The following is a 20826-nucleotide window of genomic DNA, read 5'->3' on the forward strand; positions in this document are numbered from 1 at the left end:
AGGTTCTAGCGATGGTGAAGCTGTTCATCCTCTATCATGGCATGGGCGAGAAGCGCCATCTCCAGACAGATTCTTCTCCCTTGCTCCATAAAGTCCGACCCTAGCAACTCCTCTAGCTTCTCCAGCCTGTTGTACAATGTCTGTCGATGAATAAATAATCGGGCAGCAGCATCCCGCTTGGAACCAAAACTGCGTAAATAAGCATCAAGCGTTACGACCAGTCGGAGATGATATGCCCGATCATGCTCGATCAGCACGCCTAAATGATCATTGACGAATGGTTGTAGGAAGGATTGAGGCAAAGCTTTTAACATTTGATATATACCCATACGTTCGTAGAAATGAACATGTTCCATCTGATCTACCGTTCGTGAAACTTCAATGACTTGATATGCTTCTTGAAGACTATCATGCATTTCAGTCAAGCGACTTCTTAACTTGCCAAAACCGACACGAATTGCAACTTGCTTCAGATTGCGACTCGCAAAGCGTGTAACATCCCCAACAATGCCTTCCAGTGCTCGAAGTAACTGGTCACGCGTGGACAGGTTAATCTCTTCCTTCGCACAGCACAAGTATACCTGATTATTCTTCAGCATAATTAAACTCGTTAAATTGTTCTTCTTGAGTAAGGAGCGGAGCAGTACAAGAATGTCCTGATGGTTAGCTTCCATTCGTTCCCGACCTGTTCCCTTCCATTGATGCTCAATCTCCATGACCCCTCCTGCGAACCAATACTGTCCCTTTACCAGCAAACGCAATCCCATCCGAGTCTGCGCCTGCTCCTCTTGATGAATATTGCCGTTCATCAGATCCTGGATTAGCTCATTTTGGTTCCGCACCATCTTTTCCTCTAAGAACTGGGATCGTAAGGTGAGCGTTGCTGCGGCTTTGGCTGTGTAATCCAGCAGCAGCTTGAGATATTCCACAGGTGCTGTGGGATGGACAAGCATCCCTACTGCAGAGAATACCTGACCGAAACAGACAACCGGATGGCAGAGCAGCACATTGTCCTCATCCAGATGGAACCATAGTTCTATATCAGAATCATTCAGATCCAAATGCTCCACCTCCTGTTCATACCACGTATAGATGGCCTGTTCAGACTCAGGTGGCAGATCGGGAACGAAGCTTCCCGGCTCCATCGAAGAGATGTATACCACTGGTTTGGCCGCATAGTTGTGTAATAGGTTCATGACTGCGGACATATCCGTACTTTGAAGAGTTAACTGCTGAAGCTTGCGAGAGTATGACTCCAAGCTTTTGAGTAACTGGTGTTGGTGATTAATAAGCAGTGAATGAATGTCTTGTGTAATCTCCACAAAACGTACCGGCTGTTCAAATACAATCAACGGAAATTGATGCCGGTCAGCTAATTCAATTAATTGTTCAGGAATGCTGTAGATACTTGTGCCAAACTCCACACATAGCCCTGCCGCCTCACTTCGAATCAATTGCAACAGGTATTCCTCACGACCTTCTGCCGATTGAAGCCATAGTCCAGTGGATAAAATAAGATCATGAGGGCTAACAAATGGAGAGACATTGGTAATCTCCAGCACATGAACCCATCCAACCTGCCGAGACAATCCCGCTTTACCTGCTGCAAGCCTTGCTCTGTCAAAAACAGGACGATCCAACATATCCTTTATCGTAAACACACGATCATTTCTCAATATCGGCTCTCCTATATGTCATTTTTTCTTACATTATAATCGAAAGACAAATGTCCTGAATAGACTTTCTCGACAATATGTTGATGTTTTCTCGAAAAACATAGACATTAAGCAAGGTGCAAAACGACGACCCAAGTCATAAACTTGTAGTATAAGCTAACAACCAATAAATGGACGAGGTGCATGGTGATGAGAATCGGAATTCCCAAAGAAATCAAAAACAATGAAAACCGAGTTGCAATAACCCCTGCTGGAACCGCTGATTTCGTCAGAGCCGGTCACCAGGTGATGATTGAACAAGGCGCTGGACTCGGCAGTGGCTTCACAGACCAAGAATATGTAGTGGCAGGTGGAGAAATTAAAGAGCAGGCTGCGTCGATCTGGGCCGAATCCGATATGATCATGAAGGTGAAGGAGCCTCTTCCAAATGAATACGACTACTTCAGACCGGGTCTCATCCTCTTCACCTACCTTCATCTTGCCGCAGAGCCTGCTCTGGCTAAAGCGCTAATAGAACGTCAGGTGACCGCTATCGCATATGAAACGCTGGAAGTAAACGGAACACTTCCTCTGCTTACACCCATGAGTGAAGTGGCTGGGCGCATGTCAGCCCAGATCGGAGCCCAGCTTCTAGAGAAAACCGAGGGTGGTAAAGGCATTCTGCTATCCGGCGTACCTGGTGTCAGTCGCGGCAAAGTTGTCATTATTGGCGGAGGAACGGTCGGAACCAATGCGGCCAAAATTGCCATTGGACTCGGAGCTGACGTTACTATCCTTGATCTGAATCTGAATCGGCTGCGCCAGTTAGATGATATCTTCGGCAACCAGATCCATACGCTGGTGTCGAGCCCATCCAACATCGCAGCAGCGGTAGCATCAGCCGATCTGCTCATCTGTGCCGTGCTGATCCCCGGTGCCAAAGCTCCTACCTTGGTCAGCGAGCAGATGGTTACGACCATGTCACCTGGCTCGGTCATTGTGGATGTAGCAATTGATCAGGGTGGAATTGTCGAAACCATTGATCATATTACAACCCATGATGAACCCACCTATGTGAAGCATGGAGTCGTGCATTACGCGGTCGCTAACATGCCTGGTGCAGTGCCGCGTACATCAACCGTGGCGCTCACTAACGCCACCATGCCTTATGCACTGCAACTCGCGAGCCATGGTGCAGCCGCAGCGATTCGCGGTAGCTCGTCCATTCGCAGCGCTGTTAACGCGCTGAATGGACATATCACATATGAGGCGGTTGCCCGGGATCTCGGGCATGCCTATGTTCCTGCAGGACAGGCGCTGGAGAATACAACCACTGTCCAGTAAGACATGACAGCTCACGGAGAACCCGTGGCGGTCAGATGATCTTGAACATTATCCGTTCCACAGGCTCTCTCCTTAAGCCTATGGAACGTAATAGAAGCGCCAGTCTGGGCAGTAGTGTCCAGACTGGCGCTTCTAATTTTATTTTGCAATATACCGTCCCAGAACTGCTCCCCGGCCTCAGACAGCACGCTCACTGCATACCTCTCGGAAGTTGCAATCCCGGCAGGCAACACGCGAAGGCATCGGTGTGAAATACGAGACGTCCTTCGGACGATTATAGTATTCATCCGCAACACAAGACCGCATCTCTTCAATATAACGACCAACGTTCTCTTCCACTTTCGCTATATCCTCTTCCGTTGCCGTATACTGTTTGTGTGTTCCTGTCAAAAGGTACTCCACTCTTAGCTCAATCTGCTCTAATGGAACTTGGTAATGCTCCTTGACATAGGATGCGTACAACATCAGCTGATCGGAGAAATCATCCTCTTTGCCTGTCTTCCAATCAACAATGACAATGTTGCCATTACGACGGCGGTACAACAAGTCCATCTTCACATATACACGGGTGTCGTGCAGCAACATGGTATCCCATTTCTCTATTTCCAGAATCGTTGTGCTAGCGCGTGATAAGTCCTCCCACGTCAGTGTCTGATAGAGATTACTCACACAAGCAGAGACACGTTCCTTAATCGTAGCAATTCGGTCGTCCAACGTATCGTCACCGTAATACATTTCCGATAACATCACACGATTCTTCGGATCTTGTCGCCACTGCTCTTGATCCATGGATTCCACATAGGCTTGATTGAGCAATTTGCGCATCATCTGCTCCAAGAAGTGCTCGCGCGGCTTATCCTTGCCTTCCTCTCTACTGCGTACAGCAGACTCACACATCCGGTGGGCTAAGTCACCAAACACCAAGTATAGATTGCTTAACTGCTTCAAGCGGTATAACCGCACTTGCATCTCATCCGCTGTTTCCGTTTTCCAGCCGTTATGCGCTCCGTAATAATGATAATAATATTTGCGCAGGCACTCATCGAACATGCTTGCCCGCGACTGCGAGTAAGACCACTGAGGGTATTGTGCCATAAGTTAATCTGCCTTTCTGTATAACAGGATCTGTGTTGCGTACGTTTTGTATGTTTTGTACGTTGTGTACGATCTGTACAAGATCCCTTAACGATTTTTTTCAAAAAATCCGCTTTTGATTAAGAGCAGACTTGGGAATAGATACGATAAATGAATTCATTTCATCATACCCGTGTCTAAAAATCCGATGAACCCCTATTATGCCGATTTTCGTTCTAAGCCAGGAAGTTTTCCGCAGGCGTGCCAGAGCACGTCAAGGGAAAGTGACGCAGCAGGAGGCGAAAAGGCAGTAAAAAATTTACTCTTCAGCGAGTTTTCAGAAATGTCCTAACGAACTCAGGTGAGCTTATCACCTATATTTGAGCCATATTGAAATTGTAACGAACTTCAGCAACCTTATTTCACGAAAAAGGTTAATAATGTGCTCTGATCTACTCCTTATAACTACAATAAGGTATCCTGAGTTCGCTAAATACCAGTTAAGTTCCATATCTGGGAAATAGCGTGTCTCATGTTCGTAAGATATAGGTTCGAGCTCATTTCATGCTACTCATGCCGCAGCAGAGCTGAAATTGTGAGCATGATGAAACCTTAACGTAACTCGCTGGTATTTTAATCTTACAACTTTTAATCTGCTGGCGCACTCGTTACATTTTTTCCGTTTTAGTGAGTTATGCCTTTCCGTTTTTTTCTTATACTCGCAACCGTTTCCGATGATATCCGTATCGTTTATATAATATCATCATGCTGAGCACAAGATGAGATGCATTCATTTGAACGAGGATTAGAGGCATATCCTTAAAGGAGGCACCACCCATGAATCGACCGGATTGGTTCCAGGCAGAAGAAGCGTTACAACAGATCCAAGTCATCGGAAGCGACCGGAATGAGCTTGTAGACATCATTGGCCAAGTGGAAGGCTTGCACTGCATCGGCACAGGTACAGATGCCGCCGTATTTACGTATGACGGCTTGCCACAATATGCCTTCAAAATGTACTCGGATCATGCCCTGGACAAGTTACAAAACGAAAAAAAAGTATACGAGCAGCTCAAAGGTCTACCTTATTTCCCCACCTATTATGGCAGCGGCAGAAATATTCTTGTTATTAGCTACGAGCCTGGGGACACCCTGCTGGAATGTCTAGAGAAGGGCATACCTGTTCCTGAGCAAGTCATGCTTGATGTGGACGCAGCTCGCGAGGCTGTCCGTAGTCGTGGACTCAATCCACGGGACATTCACTTGAAAAATGTGTTACTCCAAGAAGGACACGGCAAGGTTCTGGACGTATCTGAATACATTCAAGACGGTAACGATCATCGCTGGGAACACCTTGTCTGGGCGTATCACAATATCTATCCTCGGATTAAGGGGACACCACTGTCTCCACGCATGCTGCAAACCATTAAATGGGGATACAATCAACTGGATCAGGCCAACATTAAGCTGGACGACCTCTCCAGAAAAGCCAACCGGCTATTCTCCCGATTTATGAAGTAGTCTTATTACACGATTCCGACGGGCATTCGCAGATTGTTGCGAGCGTCCGTTTTTTTCTTTTTTCATCGGCTAGAGTAATGAATCCCCATCACTATTACCCATTACACCTCAGTACCTTAATTCATCCACTAATCAGCTCTAGAGCGCCTAACTTTCCTTCTCTAACCGCCCTTGTGACGGGGTCACTCCCTTATGCTTTTTATATAACTTAGTAAAATAATTGGCATTCTCGCATCCCACTCTAGCGGCAATCTCCGTAATCGTTAGACTGCTCTCACGCAGCAGCCGCTCCGCTTCTGTCATTCTGCATCCATTCACATATTCAACGAATGTCCGGCCGGTTAGTTTTTTGAACATTTTGCAAAAATGATATGTATTTAGCCCAACCTGAGCCGCCGCTTGGGTCACTGTGATTTTGGATGTTGGTGCCGCTTCGATCTGTTCAATTAATTCCTTGAATCGTTCGCGATTAGGAAAATAGGATCTCGAACTCCGCTCTGATCGTTGCTGTGGCAGAAACGTACGGGCAAGCATCGTGAACAGGGCATGCAATTTCGACTTGGCAACAAGCTGATAAGCTGGCGGCCGCAAGGACATCTCTTCGATTGCCTCATGCATCAAGGTGTAATAGGTAAGACAGACCCGATCCTGATCGGCAGGTTTTACCGGGAATCTCACCCTCCCCTCCAAATAGGGAGCCACATACTGTACATGTATTGGATCATGCAGATAATCCTGAAACAGGGCTGGATTCACCACAACCGAGTCGTATTCCACATCCCCCTCCTGGGCCGCGTATCCCACATGTAGCGTGCCGCCTGGAATAACAATAAGCTCGCCGGCCTGTGCCGTATAGGGTTTACTATCAATATGAAAAAGGACACTGCCCCTCCGCATCAAAATAAGTTCAAAATGCTCGTGCCAATGTAAATATAAAATACATTCGCCACCTTTCATCTGCTCGAAACGATTCTCAAACAGTTGAAATGGATGTGATTTATGGTCAATCCGAGTATTTTCGTGAAGCGCTTTCAGGTCTAACATCGTCATTAGCTCCTTCCCCACAAAATCGGACTAATATTGCACAAGATTGTATAGAGCGATCTGGGCAGATACCCGGCTATAATGAGTGTGTCAGTCAAGAACTGTACACGGTTGTTCAGAAGATCGGCTATGGATCACAAAGAACACCTTGATCATTTTGAACCTCACTATAAGCCAATATTGGAGTGATTACAACAATGAATAATCCATTACGCATAGGTACCCTAGTCGGTGGAGGAGATGCCGTTCGCGTCATCCCACAGATTATGCAGCACGGCTTCGAATCATTCAATCTGACCTTCTGGCAAACGACAGGAGACTTGGATCTAACGGAAACCGCCAAACGTGTTCGCGAGATTGTAGACGAAAATAATGTTGTCATTTCTGCGCTCAGCGTGTTCGGTAATCCACTTACTGGAGCCGGCGATAACGCAGACACCCTGGCGAGCTGGGAACGCGCTATCGATCATGCCCATCTGTTCGGCGCAGATATCGTCTCTGGATTCACAGGACGGTTGACCGATCAACCTATCGATCAATCGATTCCTAAATTCAAAGAGGTATTTGGAGAGTTAACACGCCGAGCGGCAGAACGCGGTGTACGCATCGCATTTGAAAACTGTGATATGGGTGGAACCTGGCAGACAGGGGATTGGAATATAGCACACAACCCAACGGCATGGGAGATGATGTTCAACGCTGTGCCGGAGGACAACATCGGACTAGAATGGGAGCCATGCCACCAGATGGTCAGCCTGATTGATCCGATTCCTCAACTGCGTAAATGGGCACCCAAAGTGTTCCATGTGCATGGTAAAGACGCCACCATTGCTTGGGATATTGTGAAGCAGCATGGCGTACATGGACCGCATGAATTTGTATGGCATCGCACACCGGGCTTCGGAGATAGCAATTGGTCGGATATTATCACGATTCTGCGGCAGCATGGATACCAAGGCACAATTGATATCGAAGGCTGGCATGATCCGGTCTATAAGGACGAATTAGAGATGACGGGACAAGTGCATGCTCTTCATTATCTGAAGCAATGTCGTGGCGGGGATTTTGTACCGAATCCAGTCTAGGCAGTAGGCGTATCGTATCTGAGGATAGACTTTGCCGATGCACAGATCATACATCAATGAAGATCATGAGAAGCAAGAGGAGATGATAAGGTGACTCAACAACATCGGGTCGTTATCGCCGGCTGCGGTGGCATGTCCAACACTTGGGTGGATTACGCTCTGGCTAGACCGAACACAGAGATTGTCGGGCTTGTCGATCTATACGAGCCTGTAGCAGCAGCACTTGCAGCTAAGCATGGTCTCACCTGTCCAACGTTCACCGATATTCGCGAAGCCATCCGGGCTACCGATGCTTCGATTGTATTCGATGTAACTATTCCAGCTAGCCACTACGGTATATCGATGGCTGCGTTACAAGAGGGCTGCCATGTGTTTGGCGAGAAACCACTGGCTGAATCATTCGCTGAGTGCGAGGACATTGTGCAAACTTCACGAAGCACAGGCCGTATTCAAGCGGTTATGCAGAATCGCCGCTTCGATCCACGTATACGTGCCTATCGGCAACTGATAGAGGATGGGCATATTGGTAAAGTTGGATTTGCCGGGGCTGATTTTTTCCTTGGGCCTCACTTCGGTGGATTTCGTGACGTAATGGATAGTCCTTTATTGCTGGATATGTCCATACATACCTTCGATCAAGCTAGATTAATTATGGGGGAAAACCCCGTATCCGTTTATTGTCATGAATTCAATCCTCCAGGCTCATGGTATGAAGGCAATGCGATGGCGCTGTGCATATTTGAAATGTCCGATGGCTCAATTTTCAACTATCGTGGTTCTTGGTGTGCCGAAGGTTCACCAACTTCATGGGAAGCGTCATGGCGTGTTACTGGGGAGAAAGGTACTGCCATCTGGGATGGTCATGACACAATCTATGCGGAGGTCGTTGCGGCGGAACAACGTGAGGCGGATGGCAAACTGTCGTTCTTGCAGCCTCATGAACGAATCGAAGGAACGTTGCCTGTGATGGAGAAGACCGGCCATCACGGCTGTCTCGAAAATATGTTCTCTGCGCTGGAGGCTGGTCACCTTCCCGAAACACACTGTAGCGACAATCAGTACAGTATGGCGATGGTACTTGCGTCTCTCGAAAGTGCCCGCACAGGTCAGAAGGTGCTGATTGGGGATCATCTGAAAAAACCTAATAATATCGACTGAATCGACGAAATAACGCCTCTGTGATTCGTTAAATATCAGATCCGGGAAAATGGGCACAAATAGCATGTGTCAGGTTCATTAGATCAAAATAACGCTAAACGGGATGTCCCTCGTCATGTTAATGACTTGTGGGACATCCCCTATGTGTATTTATAGAAGTAGCTCTAATCTGATTCTTGAATATGAGCATGAGACTTTAGAATGATCAGAACTTTTGGATTATCGAGAACTTGAGAACACAAGAAAACATTGAGTTCTACAGTTCCCTTCCTCATTTCTGCCAAGGCAAACTTCTGTAGGATGGTAAATCCACTGTCCAATCAACATCGTCAAAGTCTTGTTTGTAAATTGTTCGTTTTAGCGTAAATTTTGAACCCTTGCTTCGATCATAACCCCGAACCATAAACTTCCAATCATCCGTTATGCTTTGTCCCTTTTCATTCACTCTAATCTCAGTTCCTAAACCTTCAATTGTATGCTCATTCCCTACATCATCCACGATTAACCAATCTTCTCGCGTATGTTTGCCCGTTTGAATAGAGCTTGCTTTAAGCACAAGTTCATTTTCTTCCGTGTCCTTGTTGTCCTTCTCCAGAACATATGCCTCTTCGACAGGATCAAAGCTATAGCCATGAATAGTGTACTCAGTACCTTCTTGCTTAATTTTGACAGGCTTTCTGTAGAGCTGATTCAAATCAAATTCGACTTGCTTTTCTTCTTTTACAGGTAACGTGTAGCCATCCAGCACAAAGCGAATATGCTTCGCATCCAGCGTTACATATGCAGGATCCCACACCTCAGATAATTGAATATGCCCCTCTGTACCACTTAGCTGGCTGAGGTCTTTCAATCGAAATTTAGCTTGCCGCGCACCTGACCTGCTACCGTTAAAAATACGATACTCCTTCGTTTCAGGGATTTCGAGATGATAAAGAATCTCCAGCTCCTCGTCCCATCCTGCCTCGACTTTGGCTTGCAACTCATCACTCAGGCTCACATCGAGATCTAGACGAATTCCATTTGGTGTTCGAATCATTTGAGTTAATCCGATCTGTAAACCTTCTGGCGTTGTATACGTGTTCTTCAGTGGTGTTTGGATAGATAACGCTTTGGCCTTGGTCATATCCAAATTAAATTGAAAGCTCCAGTCGATCGTTTTCTTTTCAGATGGTTTATCCACCCCGATAGTGTATTCTTCTGCAGTTAGATGCCCCAGTTCACCTCGTACAACCACTTGATCGGGGATGTCATCATTCAACTGAAATATCCATCGCTGAAAACCGGCTCGATAAAGGCTTGTTTCTTTTACGATAGTGGCGACTTGACGCCCATTCTCATCTGTAATATGAATATTGCCTGAATACGGGGTAACAAGATACGCATTTGTCCCGTCCGGGGCTATTTGTTCGATCGTCATCACAATCTGCGAACGATCCACCAACACATGATGGATCTTGAGCGTGTAGCCCTCATTCTCAATCTCAATCTCCGGATTAACGTATAGACCAAGCGGCTGTAGACGTTTGTAATCATCAGTTAGTTTGAAATACCTCAAGCTTTCTGGAACAGGAATATTCGGAAGTGGTGGATTCACTGCGCTCACTCCAGGCTCTGTAGGTACGGCGTTCTGCTCCCAAGCGAACCACGCTCCCCCCAGCAGAAGAATTACAGCGGCAGCCATCCCGGTTCGACGGAACCATTTCTTTTTGCTGGCTCTCTTCGGTTGTAGCTCATCTTCTCCGCTCACCATTGATACATCTTCCAGCTTCTGCATCACTTCCAGCGTAAAATCAGCGTCTGGTTCTTCTCGGAACAAATGTTGCTCCAGCAACCGTTCTTCCTCATTTGGAATAGGCTTCATATGTCGCTAACCCTCCTCTACGTTCCAGCTTTTTCTTAAGTGATTTTTTGCCTCGGTGGAGGGCATTACGCACTTGCCCTGGGCTCATGCCAGTAATCTCTGCGATTTCTTCATAGCTCAGCTCATTTGTATACTTCAACAATAGGACAAGCCGATATGCCTCAGGCAGATCCTCCATTTGGCGATATATCTCACGCTGCATCTCCTTATGCAGCACTTGCTGTTCTGGTGTATTGTCATGACTGCGCTCTAGACCGTTGTCTACAGCCGTCATCATCGGTTTCTTTTCCCGTAGAAAATCCCGCATTCGATTCACTGCAATGGTGTACACCCACGAAGAGAAGCTACTCCCCGCTCGCCTTGTTGGCAAATATCGATAGATGCGAATAAACGTATCCTGAGCTAGATCCTGTGCATCCTGATGACTTGCACCCATTCCGCGCATAATGCCGAAGACTTTATTTTTATATCGATCCACAAGGACGGCAAACAGTTGTTTCTCTCCCCCAATAATGCGTTCAATGAGTTCCTCCTCCTGTAGCTGCTCTGCCATGTAATCCCCCTTCTCTACAGCTTCCATGCATGGTTCTGTACTATATAGACGGTGTCACTTCCCGAAACTTCTCACTTCATCCAAAAAAAAGAATTCGCACGTCCCGGTAGAAGCCGGATAAGCGAATCCTGCATAAGGTGTATTTACTTCTTCTCGGATACAAAATCACTGAGCTGCGTGTAGATTCCCACAATCTCATCCATTGACATTCGCACCAGACCACTGGATGAAGGAGCTACAAATTCATGAATTTCCGGAACAACTGGATCGTCTTGGAATCCCCAGTCTACTTTGGTACGTTTGCTATATTGGGTATACACCCCTTTGCCGACAAAACAAGCGATGTCTGGGCGGTATTGCTCTAACTTTTGCTTTAAAATCTCCCGTCCCTCGGCATACTCTTCACGTGTAATATCCTCTATACCTTTTGTCGGTCGCGCTACAATATTCGTAAACCCATATCCTAACTTCAGCAGCTCCCCGTCCTCTTCAGTTTGGTATAAACGCGGCGTCAACCCGGAACGTTCGAGGATGCGCCAGAAACGATTGCCCTTGTATGCATAATGATGACCTGTCTCGCCGGACGTGATACTTGGATTAAATCCGATAAACAGAATGGATAAACCTGGTTCTACATGATCTGGAATCATAGGACGTACACGCTCCTTTTAGTGCTATAATGATTGAAGGTTTTTCGAAATAGGCTGAAATTTTCATGAAAAAGGAAGTTGAACAGATGATTGCAGACATCATACTTGAAGTCGTCCTGCCCGTCTTTCTCTTAATTGCCGTCGGGTCCTGGATGCAAAAGGTGTTTAAGCTGGACTTGTACACCCTCGCCAAAATTAATTTCTATTGTATTACCCCGGCTGCTGTCTTTATGAGCATGTATCATTCCGATATGTCGGGTGAATTACTCGGTACGGTCACGCTATTCTATGCGATCTATGTCATTATTCTCTATATTATTGGTTCTGTTACGGCACGTACGCTTCGGATGAGCAAAGGTATGAAGGCTGCTTTTAATAACAGTATCATGCTCGACAATGCAGGCAATTACGGGTTACCGATCAATGCGCTCGTGTTCCGTGGCGATCCACTTGCCTCATCCATTCAAGCGCTCGTTATGTCGTTGCAGGCTTTGCTGACCTTTACTTATGGGGTACTCTCCATTCAAGGCGCCAAGCTTAAGGGGAATTACCGTGCAGTGATTATTGGATTTTTAAAAATGCCTGTGCCTTACGCGCTATTGCTCGGTATCTTGCTTCATATGTGGAATGTGCCGCTACCAACCTTCTTATCTATGCCGCTAACCTATGCGCAGCAAAGTATGGTTGCTGTTGCTTTGTTGACACTGGGTGCTCAAATTGTGAAATATCCGATTCGTTTATATCGCCTTGATGTGTATATTAGCACATTTCTACGGTTGCTGATTGGCCCAGCCATTGGGATCTCCATCGTATTGCTATTAGGTATGCAAGGTATTGCCGCTCAGGCACTTATCATTGCTTCTGGTATGCCGACTGGGGTGAATGCGTCGATTCTAGCCGAAGAGTACGACAATGAACCAGACTTTGCTGCTCAAACGGTACTCATCTCAACCTTGCTCAACATTATTACCATTACTGCACTCATCTCATATGCCAAAACATTCTGAAGTGAGAAGCTATATACATTGAACTAAAGCATAGCAATAGTAATCATATTAAAATTCTAAGTCCACAACCGCTTTAAGAAGGTTGGGGACTTTTTTCATTCTTCACCTTCATTCGTCCCGGTTACAGGAATAAAGTCTTAGCATGACTCCTCATTTAACCTGACTATAGAACTGTTTTGCGCGTCAAAAGCCTATTATCCGTTGCGGAAGCGAGTTTCGACCATTAAAATTATTGGGTAATTATCCCTTAGAGTTGAGTTATTTTCATATATACATATGTAGAATTACTTCATTATCATTTTCGTGAGGTGAATGTCGTGACAAGAATTGTTGTCCCTCCTGAGAAGCTTCAGGATATCTCCAACCAATTTGCGCAAGCTTCGGAACAAAGCAGAAATATGATTAGCAATCTGAGCAGACATATTAGTTCATTGCAGAGCCAGTGGTCCGGAATTACGCAGGAGCGTTTCTTTCAGAATTTTCAAGTGGCACATCGGCAAATGGCGAATTTCTCTACTTCGGTATCTTCCATCGGCACAGAGCTAAATACAATAGCCACTCGTTTCGCCCAAGCTGATCAGTCCCAAGGAGCAGGTGTGCAGGCAAATGGCGGTCAATCTCCCTCTGGCAAAGATGTTAAAACAACGTTATCGGACCTGTATGATCAAGGGAGTAAGTCTTGGGATAAGATTAGTGGGATTCACGGTAACGTGGGACTATTTGGTACGGCTATGTATTCTGCCATGGCTACATCCATGGTGCTTTCCAAATCGGTTCATTTTAAGGTAGATCCTCGCAACCCTACTCGTGCTAAAGTGCATAATGCTCCGTGGGTTAAGGGTAAGGGTAATTCCTTCTTAAGTAACATGGCACGTAAACTAGATAAGCAATTCCGCAACCCGGGTCTGGTCATGAAAGGACTGAAGGGTTTTGATAAATTGGCAGGCAAGCTAAAGGTTGGCGATATCGGGCTCGGTTTCAGTAAAGCCAACAGCTTTGGTCAATGGACCCGAAATGTTATCGCTGGCGTAACTAAAGGCCAATATGGCATGAAAACCTCTCAAATTCCTAAAATGATCAGTAAAAAGCTGTTCCCTATTAACGTTGGACTGAATGTGTGGGATGAAGGGGTCAAAACCGTTTCCAAGTTTAAGGAAGGTACTCTAACCAAAACAGACCTTGCCGTCTCCGCATCAAATGTTGTAATTAAGTCTGCCTCTGCGGGAGCTGGCGCAATCGTCGGTGGAACCTTATTATCATTTGCAGGGCCAGCCGGAACAGCAGTTGGGGCTTACGTAGGCGGAGCTATTGGTAGTTACGCCGGTAAACATATCGCCTCAGCGGCGGAAAAAGGAATTCGATGGGTTAGTAAACTTTTTAAATAATACCAAGGGGGTATCCATGCAGTACGTTACATACCAACGTAAGTTTGCTATACGTCACGCATTAATCTCTGCTCTATTTATTATTGCCGGTTTTGTCTTGATTGGTGACGTGATCTTTGGGGAGAACAGCCCCCTACAAACTTTTTATTTTAGTAGTGCTGCCTTCTTAAGCTTTTGGTTTATTGGACGGCTATTCGTGTGGAACATCATTAGAGCATTTGGCTCCAATGTATTGTTTGGCTTTGACGAGTCTGGTATTAAGACCGAATCTGGAGAACACCTGCCTTGGAAGGAGATTCAAACGATTCAATTGGTTGCGCCGGGAATCAATAAATGGATTCAACCTACCCCCTCCTACTATGACTTGAAAATGCATAACGGACAGCGTCATAAAATCTATACGTATAGTCTACTGAAACATCAGGAAAACGATATTCTTAAAATGCTTCGCAAAACCTGGAATGAACGTAAATCACTGTCCAAAAAGCAAATAAAATAATGCAGGAATTGGACGTAAGTTTCAAATGAATTACACCTTTGTCAAAGGGGAGTGAGTGCAGCAATCCATGGAGTCCATTACGTTTAGTCGATCAGTAGCACTGGGAAAAACCCTGATTGCTCTTTCTGCAGTACTATTTGGGATTTATCTTATTTTAGCTCCTGAACAAGGGGAACTTGGTTGGTTCGCCCCCTTCTATTACATTCTGATATTCGTTTTATCGATTTATTTTTTTGGACCTGCATTTTGCAAGCTTACTGTTCTTCTATTTTCCAAAACAACGATTATTTCATTCAACCAGTATTGCGTGACTGCTAGAGACGGTAGATTCATTCCCTGGTCTGATATCAAGCGTATTGAAGTGGTTGAAGATACAGTCAACAAATTAGGACAACCCGTATCTAGACTATACCGCTTCATTCTTTTAGATCGATCACATGTCGACATGTCTACTTATCACCTTCTAACGAATCAACAATTTACAGATGGTGCGAAAAAACTGCGTACAGCTTGGTCTCAAAATAAACATCGTAAGGTTGAGAAATAATCTATTGGAGGTACTATGGAACAATCCATAACCTATCAAAGAAAAACAGTTTTACTAAAATCTTCATGTGGTCTTATTATTATTTTAATTAGTTTGATATTAATCATCGCTTCATCCCGTGAAAATACAAGTATAAGCAAGGTTATTTACTACGGTTCATCTGCAATACTAGGATTTTGGTTTTTTGGACCTCTATTTATAAATATGGCTTTACTATTGTTCACTAAAAGAGTTTTAGTATCTTGGGATAAAACTAATATTCAATTAAGAAACGGTGAACTCATTCCCTGGACAGAAATAAGAAAAATAGACATTCATCGAACACAATTGAGTAAATGGGGTCAATCTGTTCCCCCATCGTATTCTCTAACTTTATCAAGGGATAAACAAGTGATGATCAACACCTATCATGCCCTTACTAATCGCGAATTTACTCATTATTTCAAGATCTTAAAATCATCCTGGAAAGCCAATAAGTAATTCTTCTCCATATGGACGGTATGGCCGTCTCTGTTAGTTGGAGTACCATTACAGGAATCGAATTCAAACAACTCCCAGTTCACTAAACACCCTTTATTTTAGTAGTGCAGCATTCTTAAGTTTTAAGGAGAACGCGATGGAATCCATAACTTATTCTAGAAAGACAGCTGTCTACAAGTCTTTTGTTTGTTTTGTGTTCATTTTAGTTGCTTTCATTCTTCTATATGAAGTTCTGACTGCTGATCTTAACTTCTTCCAATATGCATACTACGGTTCAGCTTCCCTTTTATGTTTCTGGTTCTTTGGGCCAGCTTGGTTTTCTTTAGCATGGATTGCAGTGGCTAACGAACCTATACTCGTTCGTTGGGACAAATCTCAAATCCTATTAAACAATGGAAAATCTGTTCCCTGGAGCATTATTACTAGAATCGAACTCAAACGACCTTTTCTACGTAAATGGGCACAGCATTCACCTCCCTTTTACAGGCTTCACTTACACCATAATAAGTTTGAAGATATAAGTACATTTCACATGCTCTCAAGCAAAGAACTCACCACATATCTGGGCATGTTACGACAACATTGGCACTTATACAAGAGCAAATAAGAGCCTTCCTATACTGCAGGACAACATATTCACGATGCTCCTCAAAACATGGAAAAAGAGAGTGAGTAGATCAATATTTATGGATGCAATCAAATTCAGTCGTTCAGTAGTCCTATTAAGAGCTGTGGGCACTCTAATTATCATGACTTTCGGAATCATTATAATATTGGATATTAAAAATATGCCGTTTGGTTGGTTTCGTCTTATTTTCTACGCTTTTATGTTCGTCTCATCCATTTGGTATGTTTTTCCCGCTTTTTATAAACTGACCCTTTTTCTCTTTTCGAGTACAACTCTTATCTCATTCGACCAATATGGGGTGACCACCAGAGACGGTAGATCACTTCCCTGGTCTGATATAAAGCGTATTGAGGTGGTGGAAGATACTATTAACAATATAGCGCAACCCGTCCCTAGGTTATACCGCTTCACTCTTTTAGATCGATCACATGTCGACATGTCTACTTATCACCTTCTAACGAATCAACAATTTACAGATGGTGTGAAAGAACTACGTACAGCTTGGTCTCAAAATAAACATCGTAAGATAGAGAACTAACGGGCTTTTATACAAAAACTGAAAGTAATCATGCACGCTTGTTTTCTCATCACAAACTCTCTACACACTTATCAAATCGAAAGAAGGCGATTAAACTCATGGCTAAACCTCTATTTACCCTATCTATCGAAGAATTCGGATTTGCCCTCGCCACGCTTGGCGCAGAAGACATTGCCGCTGGGCTTCTCAAACCAATGTATGGTGAACTATCTGAACAGCACTGGGAACTTATTCTGCGAGCTGCCTCTCATGGCCTGTTATCCAAAGGTCTCATTGTCCGCATGGAAGAAACGGAAATTGAGATCGAGCCTGAGTTCCTGAAGATGCTGATGCATTTTGCCCAAAGCCGCAGTATGATTCGTGCCTACTCCGACAGCCTTGAACAAGAAAAAGTATTAACCATCCACCAAGGTACAGATAACAACGATACATACTTATATCACTTAGCAGTGGATCAACGTGTTCACCTGTTCACACGGACAGAACCGAATGAATGGGAGGAAGAGCTATTCCGGTTCTACACAGGGCAACAGCAGCCATTCATTGAACAGCCTACTCAATTCAAGCTAACAGAGGAACAATGGAATGTTCTTGCCAATGAGGATAACCATACATCGCTCAACACCCTCATAAGTGGTTGGGACATTCCCACGGAATCGCATAAGTTACTAACGCGTTGGTATGAGTCCTTTGAAGCGTCTGGTCGTCAAGTGGATAACCTTAGTATTATTCGTTATACCAGTGACCAAACCGAGATCCCTTTGCCAGATCAAGCTCTGCTTATGCTTCATACTGAAGAAGGCTTCTGGAGCATTTCCAATGATAATGCTAGTAACGGAAGTGAAGCCAGCATCGAGATTATCCAACATTCCAGAGCGTCCTTTCGTAAACAATTACGGGCATGGATCGATCGCTTCGCAGCTCCTGTGTCCCATCCTTAAACCAATATCCAACACAAAGAAGTCCAAGTGCAAGTATGCTCCGTTGCGCTTGGACTTCTTCTATTTTGCACCTACTCAGTTGGTGCTTAATGCTATGCCAATGGTCCGCTCAGCCTTCTTACTAGAAGATCCAAGACGACTATGATTCAAACGATGTTCGCTCTGGAAACTTACCGCCTTCTCTGAACAAACATCGCACCAATCGCTGAGCGGCTCGAGTGAAGTAAAAACTTGAACTCATGCCGTCCACCTGAACAGGCTCCAGTTCCTTCACACTTTCCTTAACCTTGTTCATCTCAATGAGACCCATCTTCCGCTCATTCGGTCCGAATCGATAAATAACCTTTTCATCGTCCTCCGTCTGTTTCACCAGTAGAATCATTGACGCCATACAGGTTACCCCCTATCGTTACGTAGTGAGATTCCAATGCTACAAATTCATCATACATGTTCAAAAAGATGCCCTGAACATCCCTCGGAATCAAAAAGCTTTATTTTGAACTACATCTATAATTATTACCCAGATTGGAAGGAATGGATATAGGGCTTAGGTTAGTTATATTGATCCAAAACTCCCATTTTTCCAACATAAAAAGAGAGGCCCTTAAGGCCTCTCTCTCGATTATGAAGTAGCAACCAGTTTCTTCATACTTGTAATCAACTGATCGAGTTTAGCGTAATCACGAATCATCTCTGTCATTTTGGAATCCTGCGTTCGCATATTTTGATGCATATCCTCAACAGAAGCCATATTTTCCTGCGTGATCCCGGCAATGTGAGACATACTATCTACCATATCATTCTGCTGTACATGCAGATGATTCGACGATTCGCCTACATGATCCGTGTGCTCCTTCATCCGCTCCATATTTTCGTGGATCTGCTCAATAAGGACGCTCACTTCCTGTGAAACTGTTCTGCTGGTAGCTACAGCAGTCTGCCCATGAACAACCTGTCCATGTAGTCCACTGATCTGCGAACGAATGTTGGATAGAATGCCATCAATCTCAGCCGCCGCTTTTCTTGAGCTATCTGCTAACTTGCGTACCTCATCGGAGACAACGGCGAACCCTCTGCCATGCTCACCTGCTCGTGCTGCTTCAATCGCGGCATTTAATGCAAGTAGATTCGTCTGTTCTGCGAGCTCCTGAATGACACTAACGATGGAGCTGATTCGTTCATTATCACTGTTAAGCTTTTGCATCATCTCTACTGTACTGCCTATCATCTGATGTACGTTCTCCACGTCAGCAGATAACACACCCATCTGAGTGCTGCTCTGCTCGGTAAGTCTAGTATTCTCCGCTGCATAATTCTGTAGCTCACGTGTACCATCCAGCAGTGTACCTACCGTCTGATTGATCGTCTGTGTTGTCTCATTGACTCTCATGACGCTACCCGTCTGTGCTTCGATGGATGAAGTCATCTCTGTGAAGCTAAGCGTGACTTCTTTGCTGATCTCACCTGTTGTACGAACGCCTTCTTGCTGACTAGTACTGAACTGATCTAATGTCAGAACGGAGGCCTTCAATTGCTCAAGCAGATGATCCGCAACCTTCTTCGCTTCCAGCGTCTCCTGCTGTCTCTCCGTAACCTGCTTTTGTAACCGTTGACTAAAGTTCGCACCAAAAGCTAATGCAGCTGTCGCAAATCCAAGGTACAGATACAAGTACAAGAGCGAATCCCCTGCAAATAGTTGATCTCCATACTCCGGTATCATAAATATGTACGTGCTGACCCCTGCACCAAGCACTCCTGTAAATATGATCGTTTTATAGTCTGCATACAGCGCCATAATCGCCAAATTTACATAAACTAAGAAATACGTGCTAATGACCGGATTCGGATCGAATACGATCAGCATGACAACAATCAATGTTACGATACAAGCGATAAAATATTTAATCGATGTTACCCAGATTCGCTTGTATGTCATGAATGTAGCCACCGCACATGACGTACCTCCTATACCCACCAGCATCAAAATAATATTCATGCCCAGTCCAATCATCATATCCGTAACGATACTAAACGCAAGCATGATCCACAAAATTTTGATGAATAGCCGGTTACGTTTGTCTAGATCCGTCAGAGCTCCCTTAACCATGATGTTTCTCCCCTCTATAAAGTACTCCCATTGAAATACCATGAATAACCTATGTAAGATCTTATCAATTAAGTTTGCTGGGATAATTGTAGTCCCTGAGACACCAACGCTGAATCTGATTCCGATTGAATAATCCACGAATACCGTTCTTTATGCATATATACATCTCTCACATTCACAATCGAGGGAATAACGTCTTCGCCCTTATAGAACACCCTTCCCGCAACCTTATTAATCGGCAGATGATATGAGACTCGTAACGCACGCATCAGCGTGGGTTGAAGCAACATGACAAAATACGTCAAACCGTTCTTCTCCGCATAGTGAACGATTGCGGACAACAATTCGGCAATATATTGCCCCCGGAAGCTCGACAAAACCGCCATTTTATCAATTTCTGCAACCTTTTTCAGGTTCTCTTGAATCATGGGATGCGTGTGGAATGATCCAATTTCATTAATGGGGCTATCCTGAGAATACGGCTTGATCTCCGTTGTTCCTACATAGTATCCTTCCTCCGTAATCACCACGTATCTTTCCAGAATTTCCTCTGAAAATTCAAGCTCGAATCCTTTTTCTGTCCAGACAGTTGTCCATATCCCGTTGAACATGGCCAGTTCCACTTCACTCTCTACCCTTTTGAACAAGGTCTCCGCTTCCTTTCTGAGTCATTCACAATAAAATACATTCATACATATTATCGGAACCGATAGAGGAAATATTTAGGTGGCTAAAAGGCTCCCCCCTGC

Annotated in this window: 20 protein-coding genes; 10 read left to right on the plus strand and 10 right to left on the minus strand. The window is 44.7% G+C overall.

What is annotated here, in order from left to right; genetic code table 11:
• Positions 1-5 precede the first annotated feature (5 nt).
• A complete protein-coding gene (locus tag J2T19_RS15510; protein ID WP_307217238.1) occupies positions 6-1676 on the minus strand; it encodes a PucR family transcriptional regulator in 1671 nt (556 codons plus the stop codon).
• Between the two features lie 189 nt (positions 1677-1865).
• Between J2T19_RS15510 and ald the strand changes: the two genes are divergently transcribed.
• Positions 1866-2999: an alanine dehydrogenase gene (gene ald, locus J2T19_RS15515; RefSeq protein WP_307217240.1), complete on the plus strand. Its 1134-nt coding sequence runs from the start codon at positions 1866-1868 to the stop codon at positions 2997-2999.
• Between the two features lie 11 nt (positions 3000-3010).
• Here ald and J2T19_RS15520 read toward each other — a convergent pair whose 3' ends face one another.
• Positions 3011-3193, minus strand: coding sequence for a hypothetical protein (locus tag J2T19_RS15520; RefSeq protein ID WP_307217241.1), 183 nt, complete (start codon positions 3191-3193; stop codon positions 3011-3013).
• Complete coding sequence (locus J2T19_RS15525; RefSeq protein ID WP_307217243.1) at positions 3177-4094, minus strand: PD-(D/E)XK nuclease family protein; 918 nt, start codon at positions 4092-4094, stop codon at positions 3177-3179. The genes J2T19_RS15520 and J2T19_RS15525 overlap by 17 nt, the downstream gene beginning before the upstream one ends.
• An 816-nt stretch (positions 4095-4910) precedes the next feature.
• Between J2T19_RS15525 and J2T19_RS15530 the strand changes: the two genes are divergently transcribed.
• Complete coding sequence (locus J2T19_RS15530) at positions 4911-5594, plus strand: protein kinase family protein (RefSeq protein ID WP_307217245.1); 684 nt, start codon at positions 4911-4913, stop codon at positions 5592-5594.
• 147 nt (positions 5595-5741) lie between these two features.
• Here J2T19_RS15530 and J2T19_RS15535 read toward each other — a convergent pair whose 3' ends face one another.
• Positions 5742-6638 (minus strand): helix-turn-helix transcriptional regulator, encoded by an 897-nt coding sequence (locus tag J2T19_RS15535; RefSeq protein WP_307217247.1) that lies wholly within the window; start codon positions 6636-6638, stop codon positions 5742-5744.
• Positions 6639-6835: 197 nt separating this feature from the next.
• On the opposite strand from J2T19_RS15535, the gene J2T19_RS15540 reads away from it, so the two are divergent.
• Positions 6836-7723 (plus strand): sugar phosphate isomerase/epimerase family protein, encoded by an 888-nt coding sequence (locus J2T19_RS15540; protein ID WP_307217249.1) that lies wholly within the window; start codon positions 6836-6838, stop codon positions 7721-7723.
• Between the two features lie 90 nt (positions 7724-7813).
• Positions 7814-8881 carry a Gfo/Idh/MocA family protein gene (locus tag J2T19_RS15545; protein WP_307217251.1) on the plus strand — a complete coding sequence of 356 codons (1068 nt, stop codon included), beginning with the start codon at positions 7814-7816 and terminating at the stop codon, positions 8879-8881.
• A 271-nt stretch (positions 8882-9152) separates the two neighbouring features.
• On the opposite strand, the gene J2T19_RS15550 is transcribed toward J2T19_RS15545, so the two are convergent.
• The 3 genes from J2T19_RS15550 to J2T19_RS15560 all read right to left on the minus strand — a co-directional run bounded on the left by J2T19_RS15550 (position 9153) and on the right by J2T19_RS15560 (position 11945).
• Positions 9153-10742 (minus strand): DUF4179 domain-containing protein, encoded by a 1590-nt coding sequence (locus J2T19_RS15550; protein WP_307217253.1) that lies wholly within the window; start codon positions 10740-10742, stop codon positions 9153-9155.
• Positions 10723-11295 (minus strand): RNA polymerase sigma factor, encoded by a 573-nt coding sequence (locus J2T19_RS15555; RefSeq protein WP_307217255.1) that lies wholly within the window; start codon positions 11293-11295, stop codon positions 10723-10725. Before J2T19_RS15555 ends, J2T19_RS15550 begins: the two co-directional genes overlap by 20 nt.
• Before the next feature lie 143 nt (positions 11296-11438).
• Positions 11439-11945, minus strand: a complete 507-nt coding sequence (locus J2T19_RS15560; protein WP_307217257.1) for a mismatch-specific DNA-glycosylase — start codon at positions 11943-11945, stop codon at positions 11439-11441.
• 86 nt (positions 11946-12031) lie between these two features.
• Here J2T19_RS15560 and J2T19_RS15565 point away from each other — a divergent pair, with 86 nt between their 5' ends.
• From J2T19_RS15565 to J2T19_RS15590, 6 genes are all read left to right on the plus strand, one after another.
• Entirely contained in the window at positions 12032-12952 is a 921-nt protein-coding gene (locus J2T19_RS15565; RefSeq protein ID WP_056694398.1) for an AEC family transporter, read from the plus strand.
• A 317-nt stretch (positions 12953-13269) separates the two neighbouring features.
• The gene (locus tag J2T19_RS15570; RefSeq protein WP_307217259.1) at positions 13270-14337 is read left to right on the plus strand and encodes a WXG100 family type VII secretion target; all 1068 of its coding nucleotides are present in this window, start codon (positions 13270-13272) and stop codon (positions 14335-14337) included.
• A gap of 16 nt (positions 14338-14353) precedes the next feature.
• Positions 14354-14836 carry a hypothetical protein gene (locus tag J2T19_RS15575; RefSeq protein WP_307217261.1) on the plus strand — a complete coding sequence of 161 codons (483 nt, stop codon included), beginning with the start codon at positions 14354-14356 and terminating at the stop codon, positions 14834-14836.
• Between the two features lie 67 nt (positions 14837-14903).
• Positions 14904-15383, plus strand: coding sequence for a hypothetical protein (locus J2T19_RS15580; RefSeq protein ID WP_307217263.1), 480 nt, complete (start codon positions 14904-14906; stop codon positions 15381-15383).
• 15 nt (positions 15384-15398) lie between these two features.
• A complete protein-coding gene (locus tag J2T19_RS15585) occupies positions 15399-15863 on the plus strand; it encodes a DUF5381 family protein (protein WP_307217265.1) in 465 nt (154 codons plus the stop codon).
• Positions 15864-17127: 1264 nt separating this feature from the next.
• On the plus strand, positions 17128-17970 hold the full coding sequence (locus J2T19_RS15590; RefSeq protein ID WP_307217267.1) for a YfjC family protein: 843 nt from the start codon (positions 17128-17130) through the stop codon (positions 17968-17970).
• A gap of 139 nt (positions 17971-18109) precedes the next feature.
• On the opposite strand, the gene J2T19_RS15595 is transcribed toward J2T19_RS15590, so the two are convergent.
• The 3 genes from J2T19_RS15595 to J2T19_RS15605 all read right to left on the minus strand — a co-directional run bounded on the left by J2T19_RS15595 (position 18110) and on the right by J2T19_RS15605 (position 20724).
• Complete coding sequence (locus J2T19_RS15595) at positions 18110-18361, minus strand: RNA-binding protein (RefSeq protein ID WP_307217269.1); 252 nt, start codon at positions 18359-18361, stop codon at positions 18110-18112.
• 231 nt (positions 18362-18592) lie between these two features.
• A complete protein-coding gene (locus J2T19_RS15600; RefSeq protein ID WP_307217272.1) occupies positions 18593-20077 on the minus strand; it encodes a methyl-accepting chemotaxis protein in 1485 nt (494 codons plus the stop codon).
• A 68-nt stretch (positions 20078-20145) separates the two neighbouring features.
• Complete coding sequence (locus J2T19_RS15605) at positions 20146-20724, minus strand: GNAT family N-acetyltransferase (RefSeq protein ID WP_307217273.1); 579 nt, start codon at positions 20722-20724, stop codon at positions 20146-20148.
• Positions 20725-20826 lie beyond the last annotated feature (102 nt).

It is taken from the genome of Paenibacillus tundrae, assembly GCF_030812775.1.
In the GTDB taxonomy this organism is placed as follows: Bacteria; Bacillota; Bacilli; order Paenibacillales; family Paenibacillaceae; genus Paenibacillus; species Paenibacillus tundrae_A.